This is a genomic window from Blastococcus capsensis, from assembly GCF_030165005.1.
Taxonomy (GTDB): Bacteria; Actinomycetota; Actinomycetes; order Mycobacteriales; family Geodermatophilaceae; genus Blastococcus; species Blastococcus capsensis.
Genome location: NZ_JASNNW010000004.1, coordinates 25,927 through 49,169 on the forward strand (window position 1 = coordinate 25,927; position 23,243 = coordinate 49,169).

Annotated in this window: 28 protein-coding genes, 1 other RNA gene and 1 riboswitch; of the genes, 22 read left to right on the forward strand and 7 right to left on the reverse strand. The window is 73.6% G+C overall.

Annotated features, from left to right (window positions below):
• Nucleotides 1-18: 18 nt before the first annotated feature.
• Nucleotides 19-759, forward strand: a complete 741-nt coding sequence (locus tag QOZ86_RS04885; RefSeq protein ID WP_284490836.1) for a zinc ribbon domain-containing protein — start codon at nt 19-21, stop codon at nt 757-759.
• A 100-nt stretch (nt 760-859) separates the two neighbouring features.
• Nucleotides 860-1,954, forward strand: coding sequence for a bifunctional RNase H/acid phosphatase (locus QOZ86_RS04890; protein WP_284490837.1), 1,095 nt, complete (start codon nt 860-862; stop codon nt 1,952-1,954).
• 29 nt (nt 1,955-1,983) lie between these two features.
• On the opposite strand, the gene QOZ86_RS04895 is transcribed toward QOZ86_RS04890, so the two are convergent.
• On the reverse strand, nt 1,984-2,157 hold the full coding sequence (locus QOZ86_RS04895) for a hypothetical protein (protein ID WP_284490838.1): 174 nt from the start codon (nt 2,155-2,157) through the stop codon (nt 1,984-1,986).
• Between QOZ86_RS04895 and QOZ86_RS04900 the strand changes: the two genes are divergently transcribed.
• The 5 genes from QOZ86_RS04900 to QOZ86_RS04920 all read left to right on the forward strand — a co-directional run bounded on the left by QOZ86_RS04900 (nt 2,156) and on the right by QOZ86_RS04920 (nt 6,104).
• Nucleotides 2,156-2,515 (forward strand): DoxX family protein, encoded by a 360-nt coding sequence (locus tag QOZ86_RS04900; RefSeq protein ID WP_284490839.1) that lies wholly within the window; start codon nt 2,156-2,158, stop codon nt 2,513-2,515. The genes QOZ86_RS04895 and QOZ86_RS04900 overlap by 2 nt on opposite strands.
• A gap of 140 nt (nt 2,516-2,655) precedes the next feature.
• Nucleotides 2,656-3,378, forward strand: coding sequence for a PIG-L deacetylase family protein (locus QOZ86_RS04905; protein WP_284490840.1), 723 nt, complete (start codon nt 2,656-2,658; stop codon nt 3,376-3,378).
• Between the two features lie 29 nt (nt 3,379-3,407).
• Nucleotides 3,408-3,810, forward strand: an RNA gene (gene rnpB / locus QOZ86_RS04910) — RNase P RNA component class A.
• A gap of 301 nt (nt 3,811-4,111) precedes the next feature.
• Nucleotides 4,112-4,885, forward strand: a complete 774-nt coding sequence (locus QOZ86_RS04915) for a GVDTG sorting domain-containing protein (protein WP_284490841.1) — start codon at nt 4,112-4,114, stop codon at nt 4,883-4,885.
• A 374-nt stretch (nt 4,886-5,259) separates the two neighbouring features.
• A riboswitch (cyclic di-AMP (ydaO/yuaA leader) is annotated at nt 5,260-5,354 on the forward strand.
• Between the two features lie 24 nt (nt 5,355-5,378).
• Nucleotides 5,379-6,104 (forward strand): LysM peptidoglycan-binding domain-containing protein, encoded by a 726-nt coding sequence (locus tag QOZ86_RS04920; protein ID WP_284490842.1) that lies wholly within the window; start codon nt 5,379-5,381, stop codon nt 6,102-6,104.
• 126 nt (nt 6,105-6,230) lie between these two features.
• On the opposite strand, the gene QOZ86_RS04925 is transcribed toward QOZ86_RS04920, so the two are convergent.
• The 3 genes from QOZ86_RS04925 to QOZ86_RS04935 all read right to left on the reverse strand — a co-directional run bounded on the left by QOZ86_RS04925 (nt 6,231) and on the right by QOZ86_RS04935 (nt 8,736).
• Complete coding sequence (locus QOZ86_RS04925; RefSeq protein WP_284490843.1) at nt 6,231-6,860, reverse strand: class I SAM-dependent methyltransferase; 630 nt, start codon at nt 6,858-6,860, stop codon at nt 6,231-6,233.
• Nucleotides 6,861-6,971: 111 nt separating this feature from the next.
• The gene (locus QOZ86_RS04930; protein WP_284490844.1) at nt 6,972-8,234 is read right to left on the reverse strand and encodes an APC family permease; all 1,263 of its coding nucleotides are present in this window, start codon (nt 8,232-8,234) and stop codon (nt 6,972-6,974) included.
• A gap of 82 nt (nt 8,235-8,316) precedes the next feature.
• On the reverse strand, nt 8,317-8,736 hold the full coding sequence (locus tag QOZ86_RS04935; protein WP_284490845.1) for a flagellin: 420 nt from the start codon (nt 8,734-8,736) through the stop codon (nt 8,317-8,319).
• Between the two features lie 47 nt (nt 8,737-8,783).
• On the opposite strand from QOZ86_RS04935, the gene QOZ86_RS04940 reads away from it, so the two are divergent.
• The 9 genes from QOZ86_RS04940 to QOZ86_RS04980 all read left to right on the forward strand — a co-directional run bounded on the left by QOZ86_RS04940 (nt 8,784) and on the right by QOZ86_RS04980 (nt 16,694).
• Nucleotides 8,784-9,443: a prepilin peptidase gene (locus tag QOZ86_RS04940; RefSeq protein WP_284490846.1), complete on the forward strand. Its 660-nt coding sequence runs from the start codon at nt 8,784-8,786 to the stop codon at nt 9,441-9,443.
• Between the two features lie 184 nt (nt 9,444-9,627).
• Nucleotides 9,628-9,846, forward strand: a complete 219-nt coding sequence (locus QOZ86_RS04945) for a Flp family type IVb pilin (RefSeq protein WP_284490847.1) — start codon at nt 9,628-9,630, stop codon at nt 9,844-9,846.
• A gap of 89 nt (nt 9,847-9,935) precedes the next feature.
• Nucleotides 9,936-10,346 carry a TadE/TadG family type IV pilus assembly protein gene (locus tag QOZ86_RS04950; protein WP_284490848.1) on the forward strand — a complete coding sequence of 137 codons (411 nt, stop codon included), beginning with the start codon at nt 9,936-9,938 and terminating at the stop codon, nt 10,344-10,346.
• Nucleotides 10,334-11,305: a pilus assembly protein TadG-related protein gene (locus tag QOZ86_RS04955; protein WP_284490849.1), complete on the forward strand. Its 972-nt coding sequence runs from the start codon at nt 10,334-10,336 to the stop codon at nt 11,303-11,305. Before QOZ86_RS04950 ends, QOZ86_RS04955 begins: the two co-directional genes overlap by 13 nt.
• Before the next feature lie 10 nt (nt 11,306-11,315).
• Nucleotides 11,316-12,059, forward strand: coding sequence for a Flp pilus assembly protein CpaB (cpaB, locus tag QOZ86_RS04960; protein WP_284490850.1), 744 nt, complete (start codon nt 11,316-11,318; stop codon nt 12,057-12,059).
• A gap of 55 nt (nt 12,060-12,114) precedes the next feature.
• Complete coding sequence (locus QOZ86_RS04965; RefSeq protein ID WP_284490851.1) at nt 12,115-13,308, forward strand: CpaE/TadZ family protein; 1,194 nt, start codon at nt 12,115-12,117, stop codon at nt 13,306-13,308.
• On the forward strand, nt 13,305-14,777 hold the full coding sequence (locus tag QOZ86_RS04970; RefSeq protein WP_284490852.1) for a TadA family conjugal transfer-associated ATPase: 1,473 nt from the start codon (nt 13,305-13,307) through the stop codon (nt 14,775-14,777). Before QOZ86_RS04965 ends, QOZ86_RS04970 begins: the two co-directional genes overlap by 4 nt.
• A gap of 2 nt (nt 14,778-14,779) precedes the next feature.
• Nucleotides 14,780-15,721, forward strand: a complete 942-nt coding sequence (locus QOZ86_RS04975) for a type II secretion system F family protein (protein ID WP_284490853.1) — start codon at nt 14,780-14,782, stop codon at nt 15,719-15,721.
• A gap of 64 nt (nt 15,722-15,785) precedes the next feature.
• Complete coding sequence (locus tag QOZ86_RS04980; RefSeq protein WP_284490854.1) at nt 15,786-16,694, forward strand: type II secretion system F family protein; 909 nt, start codon at nt 15,786-15,788, stop codon at nt 16,692-16,694.
• A 139-nt stretch (nt 16,695-16,833) separates the two neighbouring features.
• Here the strand turns inward: QOZ86_RS04980 and QOZ86_RS04985 are convergent, their stop codons facing one another.
• The gene (locus tag QOZ86_RS04985) at nt 16,834-17,178 is read right to left on the reverse strand and encodes a DUF8129 domain-containing protein (protein WP_284490855.1); all 345 of its coding nucleotides are present in this window, start codon (nt 17,176-17,178) and stop codon (nt 16,834-16,836) included.
• Nucleotides 17,179-17,352: 174 nt separating this feature from the next.
• On the opposite strand from QOZ86_RS04985, the gene QOZ86_RS04990 reads away from it, so the two are divergent.
• The 6 genes from QOZ86_RS04990 (at nt 17,353) to QOZ86_RS05015 (ending at nt 20,527) form a co-directional block, all read left to right on the forward strand.
• A complete protein-coding gene (locus QOZ86_RS04990) occupies nt 17,353-18,486 on the forward strand; it encodes a baeRF2 domain-containing protein (protein ID WP_284490856.1) in 1,134 nt (377 codons plus the stop codon).
• A 34-nt stretch (nt 18,487-18,520) separates the two neighbouring features.
• Entirely contained in the window at nt 18,521-18,778 is a 258-nt protein-coding gene (locus QOZ86_RS04995; RefSeq protein WP_284490857.1) for a DUF2795 domain-containing protein, read from the forward strand.
• A gap of 1 nt (nt 18,779) precedes the next feature.
• The gene (locus QOZ86_RS05000) at nt 18,780-19,010 is read left to right on the forward strand and encodes a hypothetical protein (protein WP_284490858.1); all 231 of its coding nucleotides are present in this window, start codon (nt 18,780-18,782) and stop codon (nt 19,008-19,010) included.
• Nucleotide 19,011: 1 nt separating this feature from the next.
• Nucleotides 19,012-19,395: an acyl-CoA thioesterase gene (locus QOZ86_RS05005; protein WP_284490859.1), complete on the forward strand. Its 384-nt coding sequence runs from the start codon at nt 19,012-19,014 to the stop codon at nt 19,393-19,395.
• Nucleotide 19,396: 1 nt separating this feature from the next.
• A complete protein-coding gene (locus QOZ86_RS05010; protein ID WP_284490860.1) occupies nt 19,397-20,029 on the forward strand; it encodes an alpha/beta fold hydrolase in 633 nt (210 codons plus the stop codon).
• A 69-nt stretch (nt 20,030-20,098) separates the two neighbouring features.
• On the forward strand, nt 20,099-20,527 hold the full coding sequence (locus tag QOZ86_RS05015) for a ChaB family protein (RefSeq protein WP_284490861.1): 429 nt from the start codon (nt 20,099-20,101) through the stop codon (nt 20,525-20,527).
• Between the two features lie 38 nt (nt 20,528-20,565).
• Here the strand turns inward: QOZ86_RS05015 and QOZ86_RS05020 are convergent, their stop codons facing one another.
• Entirely contained in the window at nt 20,566-21,870 is a 1,305-nt protein-coding gene (locus QOZ86_RS05020; protein ID WP_284490862.1) for a M24 family metallopeptidase, read from the reverse strand.
• A gap of 89 nt (nt 21,871-21,959) precedes the next feature.
• Nucleotides 21,960-23,072 (reverse strand): GGDEF domain-containing protein, encoded by a 1,113-nt coding sequence (locus QOZ86_RS05025; RefSeq protein WP_284490863.1) that lies wholly within the window; start codon nt 23,070-23,072, stop codon nt 21,960-21,962.
• Nucleotides 23,073-23,243: the final 171 nt, after the last annotated feature.

Genomic DNA, 23,243 nt, shown 5'->3' on the forward strand with positions numbered 1-23,243 from the left:
CACGGGTAGGTTGGACGGGTGAAAGCTGACCATTTCGAGCAGCAGAAGCTTCTGGAGCTGGCGGCGGAGGACGTCGCGCTGACCCAGCTCGCGCACCGCAGGCGGACGTTGCCGGAGGCCGCCGCCGTCGAGTCCGCCGCCGGGGCGGAACGGGCGCTGGCCGACGACGCCGTCCGGGCCGAGACCGCGGCGCGGGACCTGCAGCGTGAAGTGAAGCGGCTGGAGGCCGACGTGGAGACGGTCCGGGCGCGCGCGGCCAAGGACCAGAAGCTGCTCGACTCCGGCAGCGTCTCGCCGAAGCAGATGACCGACCTGCAGCACGAGCTGCAGTCACTGGCGCGCCGTCAGTCGGATCTGGAGGACCAGGAGCTCGAGCTCATGGAACAGCTCGAGACCGCCGAGGCGGCGCTCCGGTCCGCCCAGGAGGGCCGGGACGAGGCGCGGGCAGCGCTCGAGCGGGCCGAGCAGCTGCGCGACGACGCGCTGGCCGACATCGCCGACGGCACCACCCGGCACGAGGCTGCGCGGGCCGCCGTCGCCGGGGGCATCTCGGCGCCCTTGCTGAGCCTCTACGACCGGATGCGCACGCAGACCGGCACCACCGGGGCGGCGATGCTGAAGACCCGGCAGTGCCAGGGGTGCCGGATCGAGCTGAACGGCCGAGACCTGGCCACGGTGCGCAACGCCGACCCGCACGAGGTCGTCCGCTGCGAGAACTGCGGCCGGATCCTGGTGCGCACGGCTGAGTCAGGACTGTGACCGCGAGAGCGACGGTCGAGGGAGCATCGCCCCAGGCTGGGGGCACCTCCCGCTTGCGGGGGACAGCGACCGAGGAGCGGATCGAGACCGGAGCCGAGCGATGACTCGCCGGTTCATCGTCGAGGCGGACGGCGGCTCGCGGGGCAACCCCGGGCCGGCCGGTTACGGCGCGCTGGTGCGGGACGCGCAGACCGGGCGGGTGCTGGCCGAGCGCGCCGCATCCGTCGGCCGGGCGACCAACAACGTCGCCGAGTACGGCGGCCTGGTGGCCGGCCTGCAGGCAGCGCTCGACCTCGATGCCTCCGCGCAGGTCGAGGTCCGCATGGACTCCAAGCTCGTCGTCGAGCAGATGTCGGGGCGCTGGAAGATCAAGCACCCGGACATGCAGCAGCTGGCGCTGCAGGCCCAGCAGATCGCCCGCAAACTCGGCGGCGTCCGGTACACCTGGGTGCCGCGGGCGCAGAACGGCGCCGCCGACGCCCTGGCCAACAGCGCGATGGACGGCAAGCCGGTCCACCGCGACATCGCGGCCGAGCCGTCCGTGGCCGAGGACGACGTCCAGCCCACGGCCGAGCCGGCGCCCGTCGTCACCACGGTCACGCACCTGCTCCGCCACGGCCAGACCGAGCACACCCCCGAACGCAGGTTCAGCGGCCGAAACGACCTGCCGCTGTCCCGCACCGGGCGGGCCGAGGCCGAGGCGGCCGGGGTACGCGTCGCCGCGCTGGGCGTCGAGGTGGTCGTCGCCTCCCCGCTGCGCCGGACCCGGGAGACCGCCGAGATCGTGGCCGCCGCGCTGGGGCTGCCCGTCGAGTTCGACGACGACCTGGTGGAGCTGGACTTCGGCGACCTGGAGGGGCTCACCTTCGACGAGGCCCGGGCCCGGCACCCGCTCGCGGTGCGCCGGTTCATGGGGGAGGTCACCGTCGCCGCGCCCGGCGGGGAGTCCATCGCCGACGTGAGCGCGCGGGTGGCCGGTGCGCGGCGTCGCGTGCTGACCCGGCACGCCGGCAAGACGGTGCTGCTGGTCAGCCACGTCACGCCGATCAAGCTGCTGCTCGCGGCCGGGCTGGGAGTGGGCGACGACGTCGTCCACCGGGTGTTCCTGGAGGCGGCCTCCCTGTGCACCGTCGCCTGGACCTCCGACGGCCGGGCTTCGGTACGGCTGGTGAACGACACCGCGCACCTGCGCTGACCCCTGTCGCGTCGACCATCGGCGAACGGCTAGTTGGTCACGTTCGCCGCCACGGTGCCCAGCCCGAGCGCGACGAGCGTGGGGAAGAGGATCAGCGAGCCGCCGCCGGCGATGGAGTTCACGACGCCCGCCAGGAGTGCGATCCCGGCCGCGATGAGCAGGTCGGCGGCGGATATGACGCGTGACCCTACGGTGAGACGCATGCGGGCAGAGACGCGAGCGCTGGGAATGGCTGCCGGGCTGACCGGGACCGGGGTGTTCCACCTGGTGCGGCCGCAGGTCTACGAATGGATGATCCCTCCGGAGCTCGGCCCCGCCCGGCCGTGGGTGATCGGCAGCGGTGTCGTCGAACTGGCCACCGCGGCGCTGCTCGCGGTGCCCGGGACCCGGCGCGCCGGCGGCTGGGCGGCGGTCGGGCTGCTGCTCGGGGTGCTGCCGGCGCACCTGCAGACGCTTCGGGCCACCCGGCACCAGCCCGCCAAGCTGGCGGTGGCCGCGGCCCGCATCCCTTTCCAGGTGCCCATGCTGCAGGCCGCGCTGCGGGTGGCCCGCGGCCGCTGACCCGGTGCATCGTCGCCGTGCCGGCGACCGCGCCTGGGCGCGCTGACCGCCGGTGCCGCGGCGCGGTGCCCAGGACCGCGCTGCGGGGCGGCATCCCCGCCACACCGCGGATCCGCCCCATCGACGGCAGACTCGGCTCCGTGCCCACCGCTCCCATGCCCGACGACTGGCAGCGCGCCCTCGTCGTCGCCGCCCATCCCGACGACATCGAGTACGGCCTCGCCGCCGCCGTCGCGGTGTGGACGGCGGCCGGCAAGGAGGTGCACTACCTGCTGGCCACCCGTGGTGAGGCGGGCATCGCCGGCATGCCGCCGGAGGAGGCCGCGCCGCTGCGCGAGGCGGAGCAGCGCGCATCGGCCGCCGCCGTGGGGGTGACCGAGGTGGAGTTCCTCGACCACCGGGACGGCGTGCTGGAGGCCGGCCCGGCGCTGCGGCGGGAGCTGGCCGGGGGGATCCGGCGGCACCGGCCCGACCTCGTGGTGACCATGTGGGGCGGCGACACCTGGACGCCGCCGGGCGTGAGCCCCGGGGCGCTCAACTCGCCCGATCACCGGGCGCTGACCCGGTCGGTGCTCGACGCGGTCGCCGACGCCGCGAACGAGTGGATCTTCCCGGACCTGACCGAGGAGCCCTGGTCGGGCGTGCAGTACGTCGCGGTGCAGCACATGGGCGGCGAACCGCCGCACGCGATGGACGTCAGCGGGGGAGTGGCGGCCGCCGTCGCGTCGCTGACCGAGCACCGGCGGTACCTCGAGGCTCTCTCGGACGAGTCGGTCGATGAACAGGCACGGCGACAGATCGACATGTCGACCCTGACCGAGGACGGCGACCGCCGGGTGGGCTTCTCGCTCTACTGGGGATGACCGCCCCTTACACTGGCCGGCACGACGGACGAGTCGGCTGGGCGGTCGCGTCGGCGGGGGAGACCCCGTCGCCGAGGAACGTCCGGGCTCCACAGGGCAGGGTGGTCGTTAACGGCGACCCGGGGTGACCCGCGGGACAGTGCCACAGAGAACAGACCGCCAGCGGCTCGCCGCTGGTAAGGGTGAAACGGCGGTGTAAGAGACCACCGCACACCGGGTGACCGGTGTGGCTCGGTAAACCCCACCCGGAGCTAGGTCAAGAAGGGACGGCGGTTCGCCGACGTCCTGCGCAGGCGTTCGAGGGCGGCCCGCCCGAGCCTGCGGGTAGACCGCTCGAGCCGGCCGGCAACGGCCGGCCTAGATGGATGACCGCCCATCGGGAGGCCGCGAGGCGCCCGTGGACAGAACCCGGCGTACAGGCCGACTCGTCCGTCGTCCCCCTCCGGCCGGGACCTGCCGGCGCGGTCCGATCGGTGTGTCACGGAACGTCATGTGCACGATCGGGTGATGCGCGTTCGAGATGAACCGGTCCGGGCATCGGATGCGAACGCCCTGTGGCGGGCCTGGTGGACGCGGACCTCTCCGGGGCCGACCACCGCACTGCCGGGTTCTCCCCGACCTGCGTTCTCCGATCGGCGAACCGATTCGCCGTCCGCACACGGGTGCCGGTTCCGAACCGTGCCCGATGCCCTCCGCACCACGGGAGGGTTGACCCCGAGACGAAGGAGTCCTCATGCGCAAGGCATTCGCACTTCCGACCGTCGCCCTCGCCGCCGCGGCGTTCCCGCTGCTGACCGCGACCTCGGCGCTGGCCGCCCACGACGGCAGCTACCAGGCCGACCTCGGGTCGCTGAACGACTCCGGCGTCACCGGCACGGGCATGGTCACGCTCGAGGGCGACCAGGCCACCGTCACGGTCGAGGCGAACGGGGTCCTCGCGGGCTCCCCGCACGCCCAGCACTTCCACATCGGCGCCCAGGGCGTCTGCCCGCCCGCGTCCGCCGACTCGGACGGTGACGGCATCATCAGCACCGCCGAGGGGCAGCCGTTCTACGGCATGATCGGGACCTCGCTGACCACCGAGGGCGACACCGGGCCGGACAGCGGCCTGGCCGTCGACCGGTTCCCGACCCCCGAGAACGACTCGTACACCTACGAGCGCACCTTCACGGTGACCCAGGACGTGCAGGAGGCCTTCGCGGCCGGCAACGCGGTGCTGGTCGTCCACGGCATCGACGTCAACGGCAACGGCTCCTACGACGCCGAGGCCGGCCAGAGCTCGCTGGACCCGTCGCTGCCGCTGGAGGCCACTGCTCCCGCTGCCTGTGGCGTGCTGAACGCCTCGCAGATGGGCCAGATGCCCGCCGGTGGTGCCGAGACCGGTGCCGGCTCGACCAGCGGCATCGAGCAGCAGGCCGCGATCGGCGTGGGTGCCCTCGCCGCGGCCGGTGCGGCCGCCGCCGGCGCCGTCGCCTACCGCCGCCGTCAGGCCACCGACCAGGCCTGATCGCACAGCCCGGTCCGGGGGGGGGGGGGCGGCCCCCCCCCCCCCCCCCCGGCCCCCCCCCCCCGGGGGGCCGCGGGGGCCCCCCCCCCCCCCCCCGGGCCCCCCGGCCCCGGCTCGATCGGCGGCCCGTGATCCCGGTCGCCGATCGGGCCTTCGGGTATCGAGGCCCACCGATCATGGAGGAGCGGGGCGCTGCGCTCATGGCTGGTGACGCGCCGTGCTTCTTCGCGGAGGGTCCCAGAAAAGCTAGCGCGTGACCTATTGGCGCCCCGCCCGGCCTGTCTAGCCTTCGCAGGTCCGCCGATCGGCGGACCCGGATGGCCGCCCGCCGAACCTGCCCACGGCCACCGGAGGCGTCGAGACGACGGGCAGACGCGGGGGACCCACGGACAGTGGCCCTCCGGGCCTCGGGGTGAAGCCGCACGACGCGGCCGGGCAGCTCTCGCCCGAACCCGACAGCTAACTCCGCAGGCGGTGAGAGGCTCACCACTCCATGCGCACCAGCTACCGCACCAAGCAACGACACCGTCGTCCCACCCGCAACCGCGCCGTCGCGGCCGTGGCGTACCCCGCCGTCGTCCTCGCGGCGGTATCGGCCGTCTCGCTCGGGAACATCGCTCCGGCGGCGGCACACACCGGGGAGCACACGGTTCGTTCCGGCGACACCCTCAGCAAGCTCGCGGCCGGCCATGGCACCTCCTGGCGGGGCATCTACGCCGACAACCGCGCCACGATCGGCGCCAACCCGAACCTCCTGCGCGTCGGGCAGGTTCTGCGCATCGGCGGCGCAGCGACCCTGGCGGCCGCGCCGAGTGCGGCTCCTGAGCGTGCCAGCCGATCGGGCCGGGCCGCCCCGGCTCCGTCGCCCGCACCGGCTGCGGCTCCGCGCTCCTACGGTGCCTGGGACCCGCACGTCCGGCCCGCCGTCCAGGAGGTCGCCGAGCGGTTCGGCGTCTCGACGGTCGTCACGCGCCCCGGCCACAGTCCCACCCAGGGCCGCGCGGCCGACTTCATGGTCCACACCGACCGTGCCAAGGGTGACGCCGTCGCTCAGTACGTGATCGACAACGCGGCCCGATTCGGCGTCGAGTACGTGATCTGGGCCCAACGGGTCGCCGGTCCGTGGACCGGTTGGGCGTGGCGAGACATGGCCGACCGCGGATCCGCCACGGCCAACCACATGGATCACCCCCACGTGTCCTTCCGGCCGGCTGGATGACCCACCTCGGGGCCGCGGGGCTCCGGGACCGATGAACGAGCGCCCCCTGCCCGGTTCAGGGCAGGGGGCGCTCGTCGGTGCAGGGGCGCGGCTCGCGCCGCCCGCGCTCGGACGTCGCCGCGGCGGTCAGGCGGCGACAGCGGTGACGAACGTGCAGATCCCCTCGCCGGAGTCGGCCCGCTGGCGCACCCCGATGAGCCACAGCAGGCCGATCTCGACCCGGTGGGCGATCCGGCGCGGCCCTTCGAACCAGGTGCTGCCGGCGGTCGTCACCGTGACGTCCTCGAACCCGGCCAGCCGGACGTGCTCGGTGAGCATCCAGTCGGGGAGGATCGTGATGTGTCCGGGCCGGTGGTAGTGCGTCGGGCCGAAGATGAACGGCGCGCCGCGCAGGAACATCTTCAGCCGGGAGTGCGGGTGGGTCACGTTCGGCGTGCTCACCAGCAGCTTGTCGCCGGGCCGCAGCAGTGACCTGATCGAGCGCAGCACCTTCCGCGGGTTCTCCACGTGCTCGAGGGTCTCGACGCAGACCACCATGTCGAAGGGGCCGCGGGTCTCCTCGGTCCACTCCGGATCGTCGAGGTCCAGGCGGTGGATCCAGTCGTGGTCGTGCGGCGGCTCCAGGTCGGTCGGCACGACGTCGAAACCGGCGTCGCGAAGCCGGCAGGCCAGCGCGCCGCACCCGGCGCCGACCTCCAGGATCCGACCGCCCTCCGGCAGCGCCCGGCGCACCAGCTCGACGGTGTACTCGTGCACCCCCGGAGCGGCATGGACGCCGTGTCCCCGGTACGACCCTGTGGCAGCGGTCCGGGGCGGGGTGGGGCGCGGTTCCGCGGTCACGTCGGGAGTCTGACCCACCTGCGGTCGTCAGGCGCGGTGATCGGGCGGGCGGCGCCCGAGTGCCCGGAGACCGGCACCCACGGCAAGGGTGGCGACGCCGACCGCTACCGATGACCAGGGCAGTGTCGCGGCCAGGACGATGCAGCCGGTGCCGCCGGCCACCTGCAGCGCCCGCGGCCAGCGCCGGTGGTCGGCCGGCTGCGTGTACGCGGCCACGTTCGCGACCAGGTAGTACAGCAGGACGCCGAACGACGAGAACCCGATGAGGGCCCGCAGGTCGGCGGTCAGGACCAGCCCGCACACGACCGCGCCGAGGGCGAGCTCCGCGTGGTGCGGCACCCGGTGCCGGGGGTGCACCGCGGCCAGCCAGCCGGGGAGGTCACCGGTGCGGGCCATCGCCAGGCCGGTCCGTCCCACCCCGGCGACCAGCCCCAGCAGCGCGCCGAGCGAGGCCGCCGCCGCGCCGATGCCGACGAGCGGGGAGGCCCACTCCCACGGCCCGGCCGCGACCGCGCCGGCGACGGGGGTCCCCGATGCGGCGATGCCCCGCGGTCCCAGCGCGACCAGCAACGTTCCCGCCACGACGGCGTAGACGGCGACGGCGATGCCGAGCGCCAGCGGGATGGCCCGGGGGATCGTCCGGGCCGGGTCGCGCACCTCCTCCCCGAGGGTGGCCAGGCGGGCGTAGCCGGCGAAGGCGAAGAAGAGCAGCCCGGCCGCCTGCAGCACGCCGTACCAGCCGTGCGGGACGTCGGACCAGTCGGTCAGCCGACCGGCGTCCGCGGTCTCCGCCGAGAGGGCCGCGAGCACCGCCACGGCGAGCGCGGCGAGCACGACCGCCAGGAGCAACCGGGTCAGGCGGGCCGTGCGGGTGATGCCTCGGTAGTTCACCGCCACCAGCGCGACGACGGCGGCGACCGCGGCCGGGCGCTGCCAGGCCGGCGGAACGGTGTAGGCGGCGAAGGTCAGCGCCATGGCGGCGCAGCTGGCGGTCTTGCCGACGACGAACGCCCAGCCGGCGAAGAAGCCCCACCAGGGGCCGAGGCGTTCGCGGCCGTAGACGTAGGTGCCGCCGGACTCCGGGTACTGCGCGGCCAGCTGCGCCGAGGCGGTCGCGTTGCAGTAGGCCACCACGGCGGCCAGGCCCAGACCGATCAGCAGCCCCGAGCCGGCGGCGCGGGCCGCCGGGGCGAAGGCGGCGAAGACCCCGGCGCCGATCATCGACCCCAGACCGAGGACGACGGCGTCCCCGGTGCCCAGCCGGCGGTCCAACCGCGGCTCGCTGCTCATCGGACCCCTCTCCGCCTGGCGCCGCGGGTGACTCCATCACACCGGCCCGCGCGCTCACCGGGCAGCCGGCCGCGGGGTCAGTTCAGCAGGTGCAGGATGCCCTGGGTGCCTGGTCGGCCTCGGCGAGCATCGCCGTCCCGGCCTGGACCAGCACCTGGTTCCGGGTGAGGAGGGTCATCTCCGCCGCGACGTCGGCGTCGCGGATGAGGGAGAACGCGGCCGTCGTGTTCTCCACCGACACGTCCGGCCGGGCGACGGTGTGCTCCAGGCGGTTCTCGATCGCGCCCAGGCCCGCCCGGATCGCGCTGACCCGGCTGATCGCCCCGTCGATGGCGCGCACCGCCGCGCCGGTGTCCAGCGTGGCCGAGTAAGTTCCAGCTGAGCCGTTGCCCGTCGGCGACGGTCGATCCGGTGCCCGGGGTGGGGTCTCGCCGGTGGACACCAGTCCGCTGGAGGCCGCGGTGCGGAGTCGCCACCCAGCCTGCCGGAACAGGGGTCGCACCTGTGCGAGGGTGACGTCGTGATCACGCCGCGTCAGGTACGCACGCCGTGACCGGGGTGCTCGTGGGCCTCGCGGCAGCCGCCGGGCTGGTCGTGGGCGCGGGCGCCAACCGGGCAGCCGGTGCCTTCCCGTGGCGCGCCGACGGAGCGCCCGGCGCCCGGCGTGCCGTTCGTCGGCCGCTGCTGGAACTGGCGACCGCGGCGCTGTTCGCCCTGGTGGCCCTGCGCGCCGGCCCGGCGGCGGAGCTGCCCGCTTTCCTCGCCGTCGCGGGGGCGGGCGTGCTGCTGGCCGTGATCGATCTGCAGCACCGGCTGCTGCCCAATCGGGTGATCGGCCCGGCCGCCGGTGTCACCGCCGGCCTGCTGACCCTGGCCGCGGCCGTGGACGGCGCCTGGGACGCCCTGCTCCGCGCCGGCATCGCGGCGGCGGTGCTCTTCGGCAGCTACCTGGTGCTGGCGCTGATCTCACCTTCCGGGCTCGGCATGGGTGACGTGAAGCTGGCCGGGCTGCTCGGCCTCCCGCTCGGCTGGCTCGGGTGGGACGCGGTGCTGCTCGGCGCGGTGGCCGGCTTCGTCGTCCAGGCGGCCCTGGCCCTGCTCCTCCTCGCCACGCGGCGGATCGGGCTGAAGGCGGAGCTGCCGTTCGGTCCGGCCATGCTGCTCGGCGCGGCGGTCGCCATCGGCTGGAGCGGGTCGCTCGCCGCCTGAGCGCCGCTGTTCCGTAACGGTGCGTGAGCAAGGCCCCTCGCCGTCGCCCTGATGGTGGAGCGATGTCCCCGGATGGGGTGAGGACCGCTCAAGCCGCGACCCGTCCTGCCCGACTAGCCCTCCAGTAGCTGCGATCCGGATCACGCCGATCCGGATCCACGGCCCACGACTGAGGGAGTTCCACATGATCAACGCCTACGCCACGCTCGCCAGCCTCGTCGCCTTCGCGCAGGACCGCCTGAAGCGCGAGGAGAAGGGTGCGACCGCCGTCGAGTACGGCCTCATGGTCGGCCTCATCGCCGTCGTGATCATCGCGGCGGTGACCCTGCTCGGTGAGCAGCTGAACGGCCTCTTCCAGTCGGTCACCGGCAGCCTCGGTGGCACCACTACCACGACCCCGTAAGCGCATCCGGTCCGGTAGCGGCCGTGACGGCGCAGCGGCCCCTTCGCGGGGCCGCTGCGCCGCTGCACGAGGAGAGGCGGTGACCAGAGATGACCAGACGTCTGCGCGGCGAGCGCGGCGCCACCGCGGTGGAGTTCGCCTTCATCGTGCCGCTGCTGCTCGTGCTGGTCATCGGCATCATCGAGTTCGGCCACGCCTTCCAGGTGCAGGGCACGCTCTCTGCGGCCGCCCGTGAGGGCGTGCGGGCGATGGCCCTGCGCAACGACCCGGTGGACGCACGGGCCGTCGTCCGCACCGCCGCCGCGTCGCTGAGCCCGGTGATCACCGACGACCAGATCGACATCGTCATCGTCGGCGGCACGGAAGAGACCTGTCCCACCACGGGCGCCGGCGACACCGCCGTCCGCCTCACCATCGCCTATCCGAAGCCGTACCTGACCGGCTTCTTCGGTTCCCAGATCGAACTCACCGGAACGGGGGTCATGCGATGCAACGGCTGACCTCCCGAGCCCGGCGCAGGCTGGACGGCGAACGCGGCGCCACCGCGGTCGTCTTCGCGCTGCTGCTGGTCCCCATGCTCGGTTTCGCGGCGATCGCAGTGGACATCGGCGCCCTCTACGCCGAGCGTGCCCGGCTCCAGGTCGCGGCCGATGCCGCCGCCATCGCCGTGGCCCAGGACTGCTCGCGCGGCAACTGCGGCGACATGCAGGCGACGGCCCAGCACCTGATCAGCCTCAACGACCCCACCGGCACGGCCGGCCAGCCGGTGCTCAGCAGCGACCCGCTCAGCGTGACCGTCACCGGTGGCGCCCCCAAGGAGCACTGGTTCGCACCGGTGATCGGGCACGACCGCAGCCAGGTTTCGGCCACCGCGACCGTCGGCTGGGGCGCTCCCAGCCAGGGCACCGCGGTGCTTCCGCTGACCTTCTCCTGGTGCTCCTTCGCGGCGCAGACCGGCGGCGGGCTGCCCTCGACCGAGACCGAGCAGACGATCATGTTCAGCAAGTCCGACGACGTCGGTGGCTGCACCGGACCGTCGGGCAACTTCGTGCCCGGCGGCTTCGGGTGGGTGGTGCCTGACGAGGGCAGGTGCCACGCCACCTCCGCCATCGGTCAGAACCTCACGTCCGATCCGGGTGTCGCGCTGCCGTCGGGCTGCACCCAGGCCGATCTCGACGGGTGGCTGGACCAGACCATCCTGCTGCCGCTCTTCGACGATTTCGGGGACGGCGGGAGCAACGGCTGGTACCGCGTCTACGGCTACGCCGCCTTCACGCTGACCGGCTACGCCGTCAACGGCTCGATCAAGAGCGGCAACAAGGTGTGCGGGCCGGGCACGAACTCCAGCGACCGGTGCGTCACCGGCTACTACACCCGCTTCGTCGAGCTGTCCGACGCCTGGAACTACAGCCCGAACGCCCCGCAGACGGGCGCCTCCATCCTCCGACTGATCCGATAGGGCCCCACTCGTGAGACGTCGACTCCTGGCCGCTGTCGCGGCCCTCGTCCTGCTCGTCGTCGGCACCGTCGTCCTCGTGGGCTACGTGCGCGGCGCGGAGAACCGTGCCCTCGCGGGGGTGCAGACGGTGGACGTGCTGGTGGCCGGAGCCTCCATCCCGGCCGGCACCCCCGGCAGCGCCCTGGCAGGACTGGTGCGCACCGAGCTGCTGCCGTCGAAGGCGGCGCTGCCGGGCCGGGTCACCGATCTCGCCGCGCTGGCCGACCGCGTGACCACCGTCGACCTGGCGCCGGGGGAGCAGTTGCTCGGCAGCCGCTTCGTGCGGCCCGAGGAGCGGCAGGCGCCCGGCACGGTCCCGGTGCCCGAGGGGATGCAGGAGGTCAGCATCGTCCTGGAGCCGCAGCGCGCCGTGGGCGGCCGGCTGGCCGCCGGCGACACGGTGGGCATCTTCGTCTCCATGGGCGGCGACGCCGGAGGAACCACCCACGCCGTCCTGCACGAGGTCCTGGTCACCCAGGTGCAGGGCGCCCCGGCACCGCCGGCGCCGCCGGCCGACGGTGCCTCAGCCGTCTCGGGTCCCGCTCCCTCGGGCAGTCTCATGATCACCTTCGCGGTCACCGCCGCCCAGGCCGAGGCCATCGTCTTCGGCGCCGAGCACGCCAGCATCTGGCTGTCCCTCGAGCCCGTCGACCCCGACGTCGCCCGCACGCAGGTGCTGACGCCGGACACCATCTACGGAAAGGCCTACTCATGAGCGGGCGCTCGTCAACACGGTGCAGCCGTTCCGCTCCGGCACCGGAGGTGGGTCCGTGAGCCGCGTCGTCCTGGCCGGAGCGGGCGAGGACCTGATCCTGCGGGTCAAGCAGGCCACCGACGGCGACGTCCACGTCCTGCCGCCGGGCCGGCTGCCCGGCGACCCGGCCCGCCTGTTCGAGCAGCTGGTCGACGGCGAGCTGCCCGACGTGCTGCTCGTGGGCCCGCACGCCCCGGCGGAGGAGGTGCTCAGCCTGGCGAGCCGGCTCGACGTCCAGTCGCCGGGGATCACCGTCGTCCTGGTGACCGATCCGTCGCCGGAGATGTGGCAGGCGGCCATGCGCGCGGGCATCCGCGACCTGCTGCCGCCCGACGCCGACGTGGCGGACATCTCCGCTGCCGTCGAGCGCGCCGGGCGGGCAGCCGCGGGCCGGCGCCGGGTGCTGCGGCCCAGCAGCGAGACCGACCGCTACGCGGGACGGGTCATCACCGTCGCCTCGCCCAAGGGCGGGGTGGGGAAGACGACGGTCTCGACGAACCTGGCGATCGGGCTGACCGCGGCCGCGCCGCAGTCCACCGTCCTGGTCGACCTCGACGTGCAGTTCGGCGACGTCGCCTCGGCGCTGGGCCTGGTGCCCGAGTACACGCTCCCCGACGCCGTTCGCGGGCCGGCAGCCGAGGACACCATGGTCCTCAAGACCTTCCTCACCCAGCACCCGAGCGGGCTGTTCGCCGTGTGCGGTGCGGAGTCCCCGGCGGCCGGTGACACGGTCAGCGGGGAGGACGTCACCCGCCTCCTCGCCTCCCTGGCCCGCGAGTTCCGCTACGTCGTCGTCGACACCGCACCGGGCCTGTCGGAGCAGACCCTGGCGGCGCTGGACCGCGCCTCCGACGTGGTCATGCTGACCAGCATGGACGTGCCCGGCGTCCGTGGGCTGCGCAAGGAGCTCGACGTGCTGCGCGAGCTCGCCATGATCCCGGCGGGGCGGCACGTCGTCATGAACTTCGCCGACCCGAAGGGCGGGCTGACGGTGCGCGACGTCGAGACGACGATCGGCACCGGCGTCGACGTCGTGCTGCCGCGGTCGAAGGCCGTGCCGGCCTCGACGAACCAGGGCGTCCCGATCCTGGCCAGCGGGGGGCGCCGCGACCCGATGGTGCGCGAGCTGCGCCGGCTGGTGTCCCGCTTCTCGGCCACCCCGCTGGTGAGCTCCGGCCGCTACCGGGCCAAGCACCGGGCATCGTCGTGAACCTCGCCCAGCGGCTGGAGGCCGCGCGCGGTGGGGGAGGGGCGGCGCCTGCCACCGGGCAGCCCGCCCCCGCCCAGGCGCCGGTGGCCGCGCGGCCCGCGGCGCCTGCGGCGACCCCCGCCGTCCGCACCCTGCCCAAGCCCCGTCCGGCCGTGCCCACGGCACCCGTGCCGCCGACCGACGCGCTGGCCCGGCTCAAGGACCGCGTGGGAAAAGCGCTGTTCGAGCGCATGGGCAGCCGGATGAACGACCCCTCGATGGCCGAGGACGCGCTGCGCGCGGTCGTGCTCAAGGAGCTGGACGAGGTCGTCGAGGAGGAGAACGTCCCGCTCAGCACCGAGGAGCGGCAGCGACTCACCGCCGAGTTGGCCGACGACGTGCTGGGGTACGGGCCGCTGCAGCGGCTGCTCGACGACTCCGCGGTCAGCGAGATCATGGTCAACGGCCCGGACGCCATCTACGTCGAGCGCAGCGGCCGGCTGGAGCGCACCGCCACGCGGTTCACCTCCGAAGAGCACCTGAGGCGGGTCATCGACCGCATCGTCTCCCGGGTGGGACGGCGGATCGACGAGTCCTCGCCCCTGGTCGACGCACGCCTGGCCGATGGCTCCCGTGTCAACGCGGTGATCCCGCCGCTGGCGTTCAGCGGCTCCACGCTGACCATCCGCAAGTTCTCCAAGGACCCGTTCACGGTCGAGGACCTGATCAACTTCGGCACGCTCTCCCCGGAGATGGCCGAGCTGCTCAACGCCTGCGTCGAGGCCCGGCTCAACGTGATCGTCTCCGGCGGTACCGGTACGGGGAAGACCACGCTGCTCAACGTGCTCTCGTCCTTCATCCCCGACGGCGAGCGCATCGTCACGATCGAGGACGCCGTCGAGCTGCAGCTGCAACAGGACCACGTCGTCCGGCTGGAGTCCCGGCCGCCCAACATCGAGGGCAAGGGAGCGATCACCATCCGCGACCTGGTCCGCAACTCCCTCCGCATGCGGCCGGACCGGATCGTGGTGGGGGAGTGCCGGGGTGGGGAGTCCCTGGACATGCTCCAGGCGATGAACACCGGCCACGACGGGTCGCTGTCGACCGTGCACGCCAACACCCCGCGCGATGCGATCGCCCGGCTGGAGACCCTGGTCCTGATGGCCGGCATGGACCTGCCGCTGCGGGCCATCCGCGAGCAGATCGCCTCCGCCGTCGACCTCGTCGTGCAGGTCACCCGCCTGCGCGACGGCAGCCGGCGCGTCACCCACGTGACCGAGGTGCAGGGCATGGAGGGGGAGACCGTGACCCTGCAGGACGCGTTCCTCTTCGACTACTCCGCCGGCGTCGACGCGCACGGGAAGTTCCTCGGCAAGCCGGTGCCTACCGGCGTCCGCCCCCGGTTCACCGACAAGTTCGACGACCTGGGCATCACGCTCTCGCCGCGGGTCTTCGGCGCGGTCGAGCCGGCCGCTGCCAAGAGGTGGTGACCATGTCCGCAGCCCTCCTGCCCCTCGGCATCGGGGCGGTCGCCGCGGCCGTGCTGATCGTCGCCCTCGTCGTCCTCCCGGGCGGCCCGTCACGGGTGCCGCTGAGCCGCCTCGACCCGTCGGTGGCGCCTCCCACGTCGACGCTGGCCGGTGCCGGCGCGGCGGTCGGGACTGCCGTGGAGAAGGTGCTGCACAAGCGCGGTCGGCTGGCCGCCGGCGCCGCGGCGCTGGAGCGGGCCGGCATGTCGACGACGCTGCCCAACTTCGTCCTCGCCGTCGGGCTGACCACGGTCGTCGGCACGGTCGTCGGGGCCCTGCTGGGGGGCCCCCTGGTGGCGGTCCTCTTCCTCGTGCTCGTCCCGTTCGGCGCCAGGCTGGTGCTCGGTTTCCGCGCCGGGCGGCGGCAGGCGGCCTTCGCCGACCAGCTCGACGACTCGCTGCAGTTGATGGCCAGCAGCCTGCGCGCGGGCCACAGCCTCCTGCGTGCGGTCGACTCGGTGTCGCACGAAGCGGAGGCGCCGACGTCGGAGGAGTTCGCCCGGATCGTCAACGAGACCCGCGTGGGCCGCGATCTCAACGACGCGCTCGACGAGGTCGCCGCGCGCATGGGCAGTGAGGACTTCAGCTGGGTCGCGCAGGCCATCGCCATCCACCGCGAGGTCGGTGGCAACCTCGCCGAGGTGCTCGACGCGGTCGGCAACACCATCCGCGAGCGCAACGCCATCCGACGGCAGGTGAAGGCGCTCTCGGCCGAGGGCAAGCTCTCGGCGACCGTGCTGATGGCGCTGCCCTTCGGCGTGACCGGGTTCCTCTCGGTCAGCAACCCGGAGTACCTGGCGAAGTTCACCGAGAGCCTCGTCGGCTACGGCATGCTCGCCGGGGCGGCAGTGATGCTCCTGCTCGGCGGCCTGTGGCTCAGGAAGACCGTGAGGATCACCTTCTGATGACCAACACTGCTCCGCAGGGGAACCGGGACACGGTCCTCGTCGCTGCCCCGCAGGGGGAGCCGTGCTGACGCCGTCCTCGCCTGTCGCCGTGCTCCTGGCCGCGGGAGCCGTCTCCGTGGCCCTGCCCGTGCTCGGCTGGTCGCTGTTCTCCGGAGCGGGCGCGGCGAGCGCCCAGGCCCGCGACAACCTCGTGCGCGGCATCGTGGCGGCCGGTCCCGTCGGCCCGGCCGGCCGCACGGGCCCGGGCCTTCTCTCCAGGCTGGCGCGGGGCCTCACCCCGCGGGGGACGGTCGCCCGGCTGGACCGCCTGGCCGGCCGGGCCGGGCGCCCCGCGGCGTGGCCGGTGCCGAAGCTCGTGGCGGCGAAGCTGGTCCTCGGACTGGTCGCGGGAGCGCTCGGGCTTCTCCTGGCCACGTCCTCACCGGGCCCGTTGACCGGTGGTGCCGCGATCATCGGCACCGTCGTCTGCTATTTCCTCCCGGAGCTGCTGCTGCACAGCCGCGGGCAGGAGCGCCAGGAGGCGATCGCCCTGGAGCTGGCCGACACCCTCGACCAGATGACCATCGCCGTGGAGGCGGGGCTGGGGTTCGAGTCGGCCATGGCGCGCGCCGGCAACAACGGAAAGGGCGCGCTGGCCGAGGAGCTGGTGCGCACCCTGCAGGACATCGCCGTCGGCCAACCGCGGCGCGACGCCTACCTGGCTCTGGCCGAGCGGACCGGCGTCCCGGACCTGCGCCGGTTCATCCGCGCCGTCGTGCAGGCCGACCAGTACGGCGTCTCCATCGCCGACGTGCTGCGCACCCAGGCGGCGGAGATGCGGCTCAAGCGCCGTCAGCGTGCCGAGGAGAAGGCCATGCAGATCCCGGTCAAGGTGATCTTCCCGCTGATCCTCTGCATCCTGCCGACCCTGTTCATCGTGCTGCTCGGTCCGGCGGTCATGGACATCGCCGCCGCCTTCAGCGGGCCGTGACATCGTCGTCCTCCGGACGACACCGCGACCAACTGCCGTACACGGCGGCGAATGCGACGAACTCGTGGCCATCAGCAGCTGATGACCACGAGTGCGTCGCATTCGGCGGGCTGGATCAGGTCGCACTAGGCGGGCTGGATCAGCCGGTCGAGCGGGGCTGCGCCGGGTTGGTCGGGTCGCCCTGCGACGGCGGGTTCATCTTCGGTCCCGTCGTCGCCTCGGACACCTTGGAGCCCCCCGCGGCCGCCGGCGCAGCCTCGGGGGCGGGTGCCGCCGGGTCGCCACCGGAAGGCTCGGCGCCCTCGGCGAGCCCGTTCAGCCGGTGCTCCATCGCGGCCACCACCTGCATGCGGTTGGCGTGGGAACGCTCGTAGTCCAGCAGCGTCTTGAGGTCATCGGAACCCAGCGTGCGGATCCGGGACGTGAGCGAACCCACGGGCAGGTGGTCGTAGTCGGGCAACGGCAGATCGTCGCGCACGGTCATCGCTCATCCTCTCGAGAGGTTCTCGGGTCGGGAGCCGCCTACCCGGCCGCCTGCGATCCGACACCGGGTGTGAGCTGCCGGTCGGTGGGTAGGCGGCGACGGCGGGAGTCGCGGCCACCGGTCGCGGCTCCCGGTCCGAGCACCCCCGATCGACCGAGGAGTTGTCCCGCTGTCATGGACGTGTCCTTCCTGGAGCCGGTGTTCGCCGCCGCTGGGCCCTACGCCACCGTGTGCGCCGACGTCACCCACACCACCGAGAGCGCCGACGCGGAGCTCGATCTGCGGGTGCGTGCGCTGACCGAGCAGCTGGCCGAGCAGGGCGCCCCCGAGGCCGTCGTCGAGGCTGTGCGCGCCCGGTTGACCGAGGGCAACGAGGGGGGCGAGGCCGGCACGCTGAAGGGCCGGGCGGTCGTCGTCGCCGCCGACGGGTCGGTCGTGCTCGACCAGGTGCTGGCCGACGCTCCTGCCCGCGAGACCGCCGAGTGGGCGCCCCACCCCGACCTGCTCCCGGTGCTGCGCCAGCTCGCCGGCCGGGTGCCGCACATCGTGGTCGTCGCCGACCGGGTGGGCGCCGACATCACCGTCGCGGGGCTCGCGGGCCAGCCGGACGAGGAGCGGCAGGTGGAGGGCGACACCTTCCACATGCGCAAGGTGAAGGTCGGCGGCTGGGCGCACAACACCTACATGCACACCGCCGAGAACCAGTGGGAGGAGAACGCCGGGCTGGTGATCGACGAGCTGACCTCCTTCGCCCGTCGCCTGCAGCTCAGGTTCGTCCTGATCGCCGGCGATGTGCGGGCCCGGCAGATCCTCAGCGACAAGGCGCCCGCCGCGTGGTCCGATCTCGTCGTCACCATGGAGGAGGGCGGCCGTGCCGCCGGTGCCGACCGCGAGCCGGTCGAGCGGCGGACGGCGGAACTGATCGCCGAGCACGAGGCCCGCGACATCGCCACCGCGGTGGAGCAGGTGCAGGGCGCCGGCGCGCACGGTCTCGCCGTCGCCGGCACCCCGGCCGTCGTCGAGGCGCTGCGCAAGGGTCAGGTCGAGACGCTGGTCCTCACCGACCCCTGGGACGACGACGCCACGCTGCTGGTGGGCAGCGGCCCGCTGGAGCTCGGCGTGAAGCAGCAGGACATGGACGCCCTGGGCGTCCACGGTGAGGTCGTCCCGGCCGGCGCAGCGCTCGTCGAGGCCGGGGTCGCCAGCGCCGCCGGCGTGCTCGTCGTCCCTGGTGCCGCGCTGCCCGGCGAGGAGCCGGTGGCGGCGATCCTCCGCTACACCGACGCCTCCACGCCGTCGGCCCAGTGATCCAGACCCGCACCGGACGACCCGAGGAGACCCCGTGACCGACCCGCACCAGCCCGCCACCCCGCCCGGCACCAGTGCGGGCGACATCGAGCGCCGCGCGGCGATCGCCGAGGCCCTGGGCAAGGAGGTGTGGCCGGCCGACCGCGACCAGCTGGTCGCCAGAGCCCAGGAGGGGCCCGCTGCCGACCGCGTCCTCGCCGACCTCCGGCGGCTGCCCGCAGACCAGCAGTTCGAGAACGTCCAGGAGGTCGCCGAGGCGCTGGGCCTGGGCACCGAGCAGCAGCGGTTCTGAGGTGACCACGCAGAAGAAGCCCAGCCCCGAGGCGCTGGACAACGTCACCGAAGGCAACATCGAGACCCGCTCCCAGCTACTCCCCGAGGAGGAGGCGGTGAAGGGCAGCGGCATGGAGGAGGTCGCCGCCGAGGTGATCCTCGCCGAGTCCGAGGAGCGCACGGTCAACACCGATGCCGACGACGCCCAGGGCGGGCACCGGCAGTCGTCCGACACCGCCGACTTGCCCTGACGTGCGGCACGAGCACCCGGTCCGGCTGCGCTGGTCGGACCCCGACATGCTGGGGCACGTCAACCACGCACGGGCGCTGAGCCTCCTCGAGGACGCGCGGTTGGCGCTGGGCGACGACCACGCCGGCGGCGGGCTGATCCTGGCCCGTCTGGAGGTCGACTACCTGCGCCAGCTCTACTACCGGGTCGGTGAGGAGCTCTGCGTGCACAGCTGGGTGACCCGGCTGGGCAGCAAGTCCTTCACCCTCCGGCAGGAGCTGGCGCAGGACGGCGAGGTGGCGATCCGGGCCGACGTCGTCCTGGTGGTGTTCGACTACGGCACGAACGCCAGCCGGGCCATGACCGACGGCGAGCGCGCGCACTGGAGCCGGTACCTGGAGGGCTGAGGTGCCGTTCTTCGACGGCTTCACCGAGCAACGGGTCGACGTCGGCGGCGGTGTCGTCCTCCGGGTGCGCAGCGGCGGCCGGGGGCCGCCGGTGGTTCTGCTGCACGGGCACCCACGGACGCACACCACATGGCATCGGGTCGCCCCGCTGCTGGTCGCCGCCGGGCACACCGTCGTCTGCCCGGACCTGCGCGGCTACGGGCGGTCCACGGTGGTACCGACGACTCCCGACCACGCGCCCTACTCGACGCGCGCGATGGCGGGTGACGTCGTCGCCCTGATGCGGTCCCTCGGCCACGACCGGTTCGCCGTCGTGGGCCACGACAGGGGCAGTTACGTGGCGCTGCGCACGGCGCTGGACCACCCGGGCGCCGTCAGCCGGCTGGCGGTGCTCGACTGCATCCCGATCGTCGAGCACCTGGACCGGGCCGCCGAGGAGGCCGACCGGGCCGCGGGACGGAAGGTCACCTGCCCGACCCTGGTGCTGTGGTCGGCCCGCGACGACATCGAGCAGCTGCACGGGGACCCGCGGGCGATCTGGGCCGGCTGGACCACCGACCTGCGCGGCGGCAGCCGGATCGAAAGCGGGCACCACATGGCCGAGGAGGCGCCGGAGGAGCTGCTCCCGCGCTGATCGGCGTTCCTCGCGATGTGATCATCTCCGGCGTCCTGGGTAGGGCCGCTCCCGACGAGAGGAGAGGTCATGCCCAAGACGAAGAAGGATGGCAAGGCGAAGAAGGAAGAGCTGCCGAGCACGATCCAGCGCTCGGACAAGAAGGCGCAGCGCACCTACGCCAAGGCGCACGACTCCGCAGTGGAGTCCTACGGCGAGGGCCGCCGGGCGCACCAGACCGCGTACTCGGCGCTCAAGCACACCCACGAGAAGGTCGGCGATCACTGGGAGCCCAAGGAGGGCGGCAAGAAGGGACCCTCCGACGAGCAGGCCGAAGGCGGCCGCGGTACGAACAAGGAGACCAAGGGTGGGGTCGACGCCAACGCCACCAAGGACCATCTGAAGAAGTTGGCCAAGAAGCTGGACATCTCCGGCCGCTCGAAGATGAAGAAGAAGGAACTGGTCGACGCCATCCAGAAGGCGAACGGCAAGAAGACCGCCGCCGCGCGGAAGAAGTAGGTCGCCCACCGGCGGTCCCTGTGCGGGACCGCCGGTGGTCAGCCGATGAGCAGGAACTCGGTCTGCCGGCCGTCGAGGTACTCCACGCCGTCGTCGGTGAGCGCGATGCCCTCCTCGAGGCCCAGCCGCACGCACTGACCGCCCCACTCGGGCACCGGCCGGCGGACCGCGAGCTCCAGCGCGTACGCCGTGTCGCGGTGCACCGGGTAGTCGCCGGCCCCCGGTACGCCGCCCTGCTCGTCCCACTGCCCGATCGCCGGTCCGGCGCCGTGGCCGTGGTAACCGATCGGGTGCGAGTAGACGTCGCCGTCGATCCCCTCGGCGACCGCGGCCACCCGGGCCGCGGTCAGCACCTCGTTGCCCGTGCGGCCGGGCACGAGAGCGGCGGTGGTGAGCTCCTGCAGCCGGTTCGCCGTCCGCAGCGCGGCCCGCAACCCGTCGGGGGCGGCGGACTCGCCCGGGCGGAGCACGTAGGCGTTGCGCTGGGTGTCGGTCCGCAGCCCCAGGCTGGTCAGCCCCACGTCGCACTGCATCAGGTCGCCGGGCTGGACGACGGCGTCGTAGGGGACCGCGGGCAGGAGCGTGCCCTGCTCCTCGGTGAGGGGCACCCCGGCCCGCTGCAGCACGACCGTGGGCTGGAACCACGGTTCCACGCCCAGATCGTGGAAGCGCTGCCGGATCCACCAGGCCACGTCGAGCGCCGTCGTCGTCCCCACCGTGACGACGGCAGGGGAGAACGCCTCGGCGATTACCTGGTGCACCAGCCGGTTGAGCACGTGCAGCACCGCGATCTCCTCGGCCAGCCGGGTCTCCAGCCACCCGACGGCCAGCTGCTCGGCCGACACCAGCCGCTCGGCGTAGGGTCCGAGCGCCTCGGTGAGCAGGCGGTGGTCGGTGTGCGACAGACCGTCGGCCAGGGCGAACCGTTCGGAGACGTCGACGCCGATCCGGAGCGGACCGGCCTGCTCCACGAACCGCCGCACCTCCGCCCACTGGGCACGTTCGGTGGCGCGCCCGGTGGAGCGCGCGGCCGTCCAGGCGGGCAGGAACTGCCCCACCGGGTACCGGGAGACCGCCGCGGGGGTGACGCCGTCGTCGCTGCGGTGCAGCAGCAGGATCGTCCGCCGCCGGGCCGTGAGCCAGGTGGCCGGCAGCAGCGTGGCCAGGACCGGGTCCTCGTTGTACTCGCGGCCGACCACCACCCACAGGTCGATGCCGGCCCGGTCCATCAGCCCGGGGAGCACGTCGAGGAGCCGTTCGGTCAGCCACCGGTCGCGCACGTCGGCCTGCTCCCGCAGCGGCAGCGGGACCGTCCGCGTCGGATCAGGCGCGACGAGCGACATGCCCTAGAGCGAAGCAGAGAACCGCCGAACCCACCGGTCGAGACGCCGGAGCGCGGCCGGCGCCGTCCCCCGGTCGTGCGACAGCGCCGTCAGCAGACGGTCGTCTGCTCCGGCTCCGGCGACCGCGCGGAGGTGCACACCCGGTCCCGCCCCGCGCGCTTCGCCTCGTACATGGCGACGTCGGCCCGGTCGACGAGCCGCCACAGCGCGGCGACGGGGTCCTCGCCGTCGACCGGGCGGGCCACGGCCAGGCCGACCGATGCGGTCACCGCGTGCCGCTCCGCGCCGTGGCTCTCCGCCACGGACGTCCGGAGGCGCTCGGCGAGGCGGATCGCCTCCGCGAGGTCGGTGACCGCGCCCAGGACGACCAGCTCCTCGCCGCCGGTACGGGCCAGGACGTCGGCCGGGCGGACGGTGCTCTGCAGCGACCTGGCGACGGCGCCGAGCACGGAGTCGCCCACCGCGTGCCCGAACTGGTCGTTGAGCCGCTTGAAGTGGTCCAGGTCCAGCACCATGGCGCTCACCTGGGTGGCGTCCCGGCGCGCCTGGCGCCACAGCCGCGGCGCCTGCTCGACGAGGTACCGGCGGTTGTGCAGCCCGGTCAGCGGGTCGAGGCGGCTGAGGGTCTCGGTGGCCACCAGGAGCCGCTGCACCCGCCGGCGGAGCAGGAAGACCCCCACCGCCGCGGCGTTCAGCGTGCCGGCGCTGACCCCGACCTGGACGCCGAGCCCCACGGCGCTGTCGTAGCTCGGCCACAGCGCCGCGAGGCAGACCGCCGCCGTCACCACCATGTGCACGTAGAGCTGCCGCAGATCCAGGAACCAGGCCGCCACGAGTGCCGGGAACAACAGCATCAGCGGGGTGGCGTACCGCAGCGGGTCCTCGATGCAGAGCACGACGACGAGGTAGATCAGGTCGCCGAGCAGCACCAGCGCGAAGGTGTGCCCGCCCCCGACCCGGCCCCGCACCGCCAGGGAGACGGCGATCGCGAGCAGCAGGAGCATGGTCCCGCCGTAGACCCAGCGGGCTGTCCCATCGCGGAGCACCCCGTCCACGACGAGGTTGATCGAGCCCATGAGCGCACCGACGACGAGCAGCACGGCCAGCGTGACGGCGGCGACCTCGCGCTCCACACGGTCGGCCGCGGCCGGTTCCGGAGCGCTGATGCCGAGGTCAGGAGCGCGTCCGTCCGGGTGGATCACTGCAGCAGGATGCACGACGGATTCGTTTCCCGGCACCGTCTCGTGCGCGACGGGCCGGGGATGCAATCGATCGGAGGATCCCCCGCCGGCGGCAGGCCCGGACCGGCCGAGGCCTGAGCGGGCGCGGCCGGGGGATGCCAGGCTGGTGGGAGGACGACGAGCGAAGGAGCG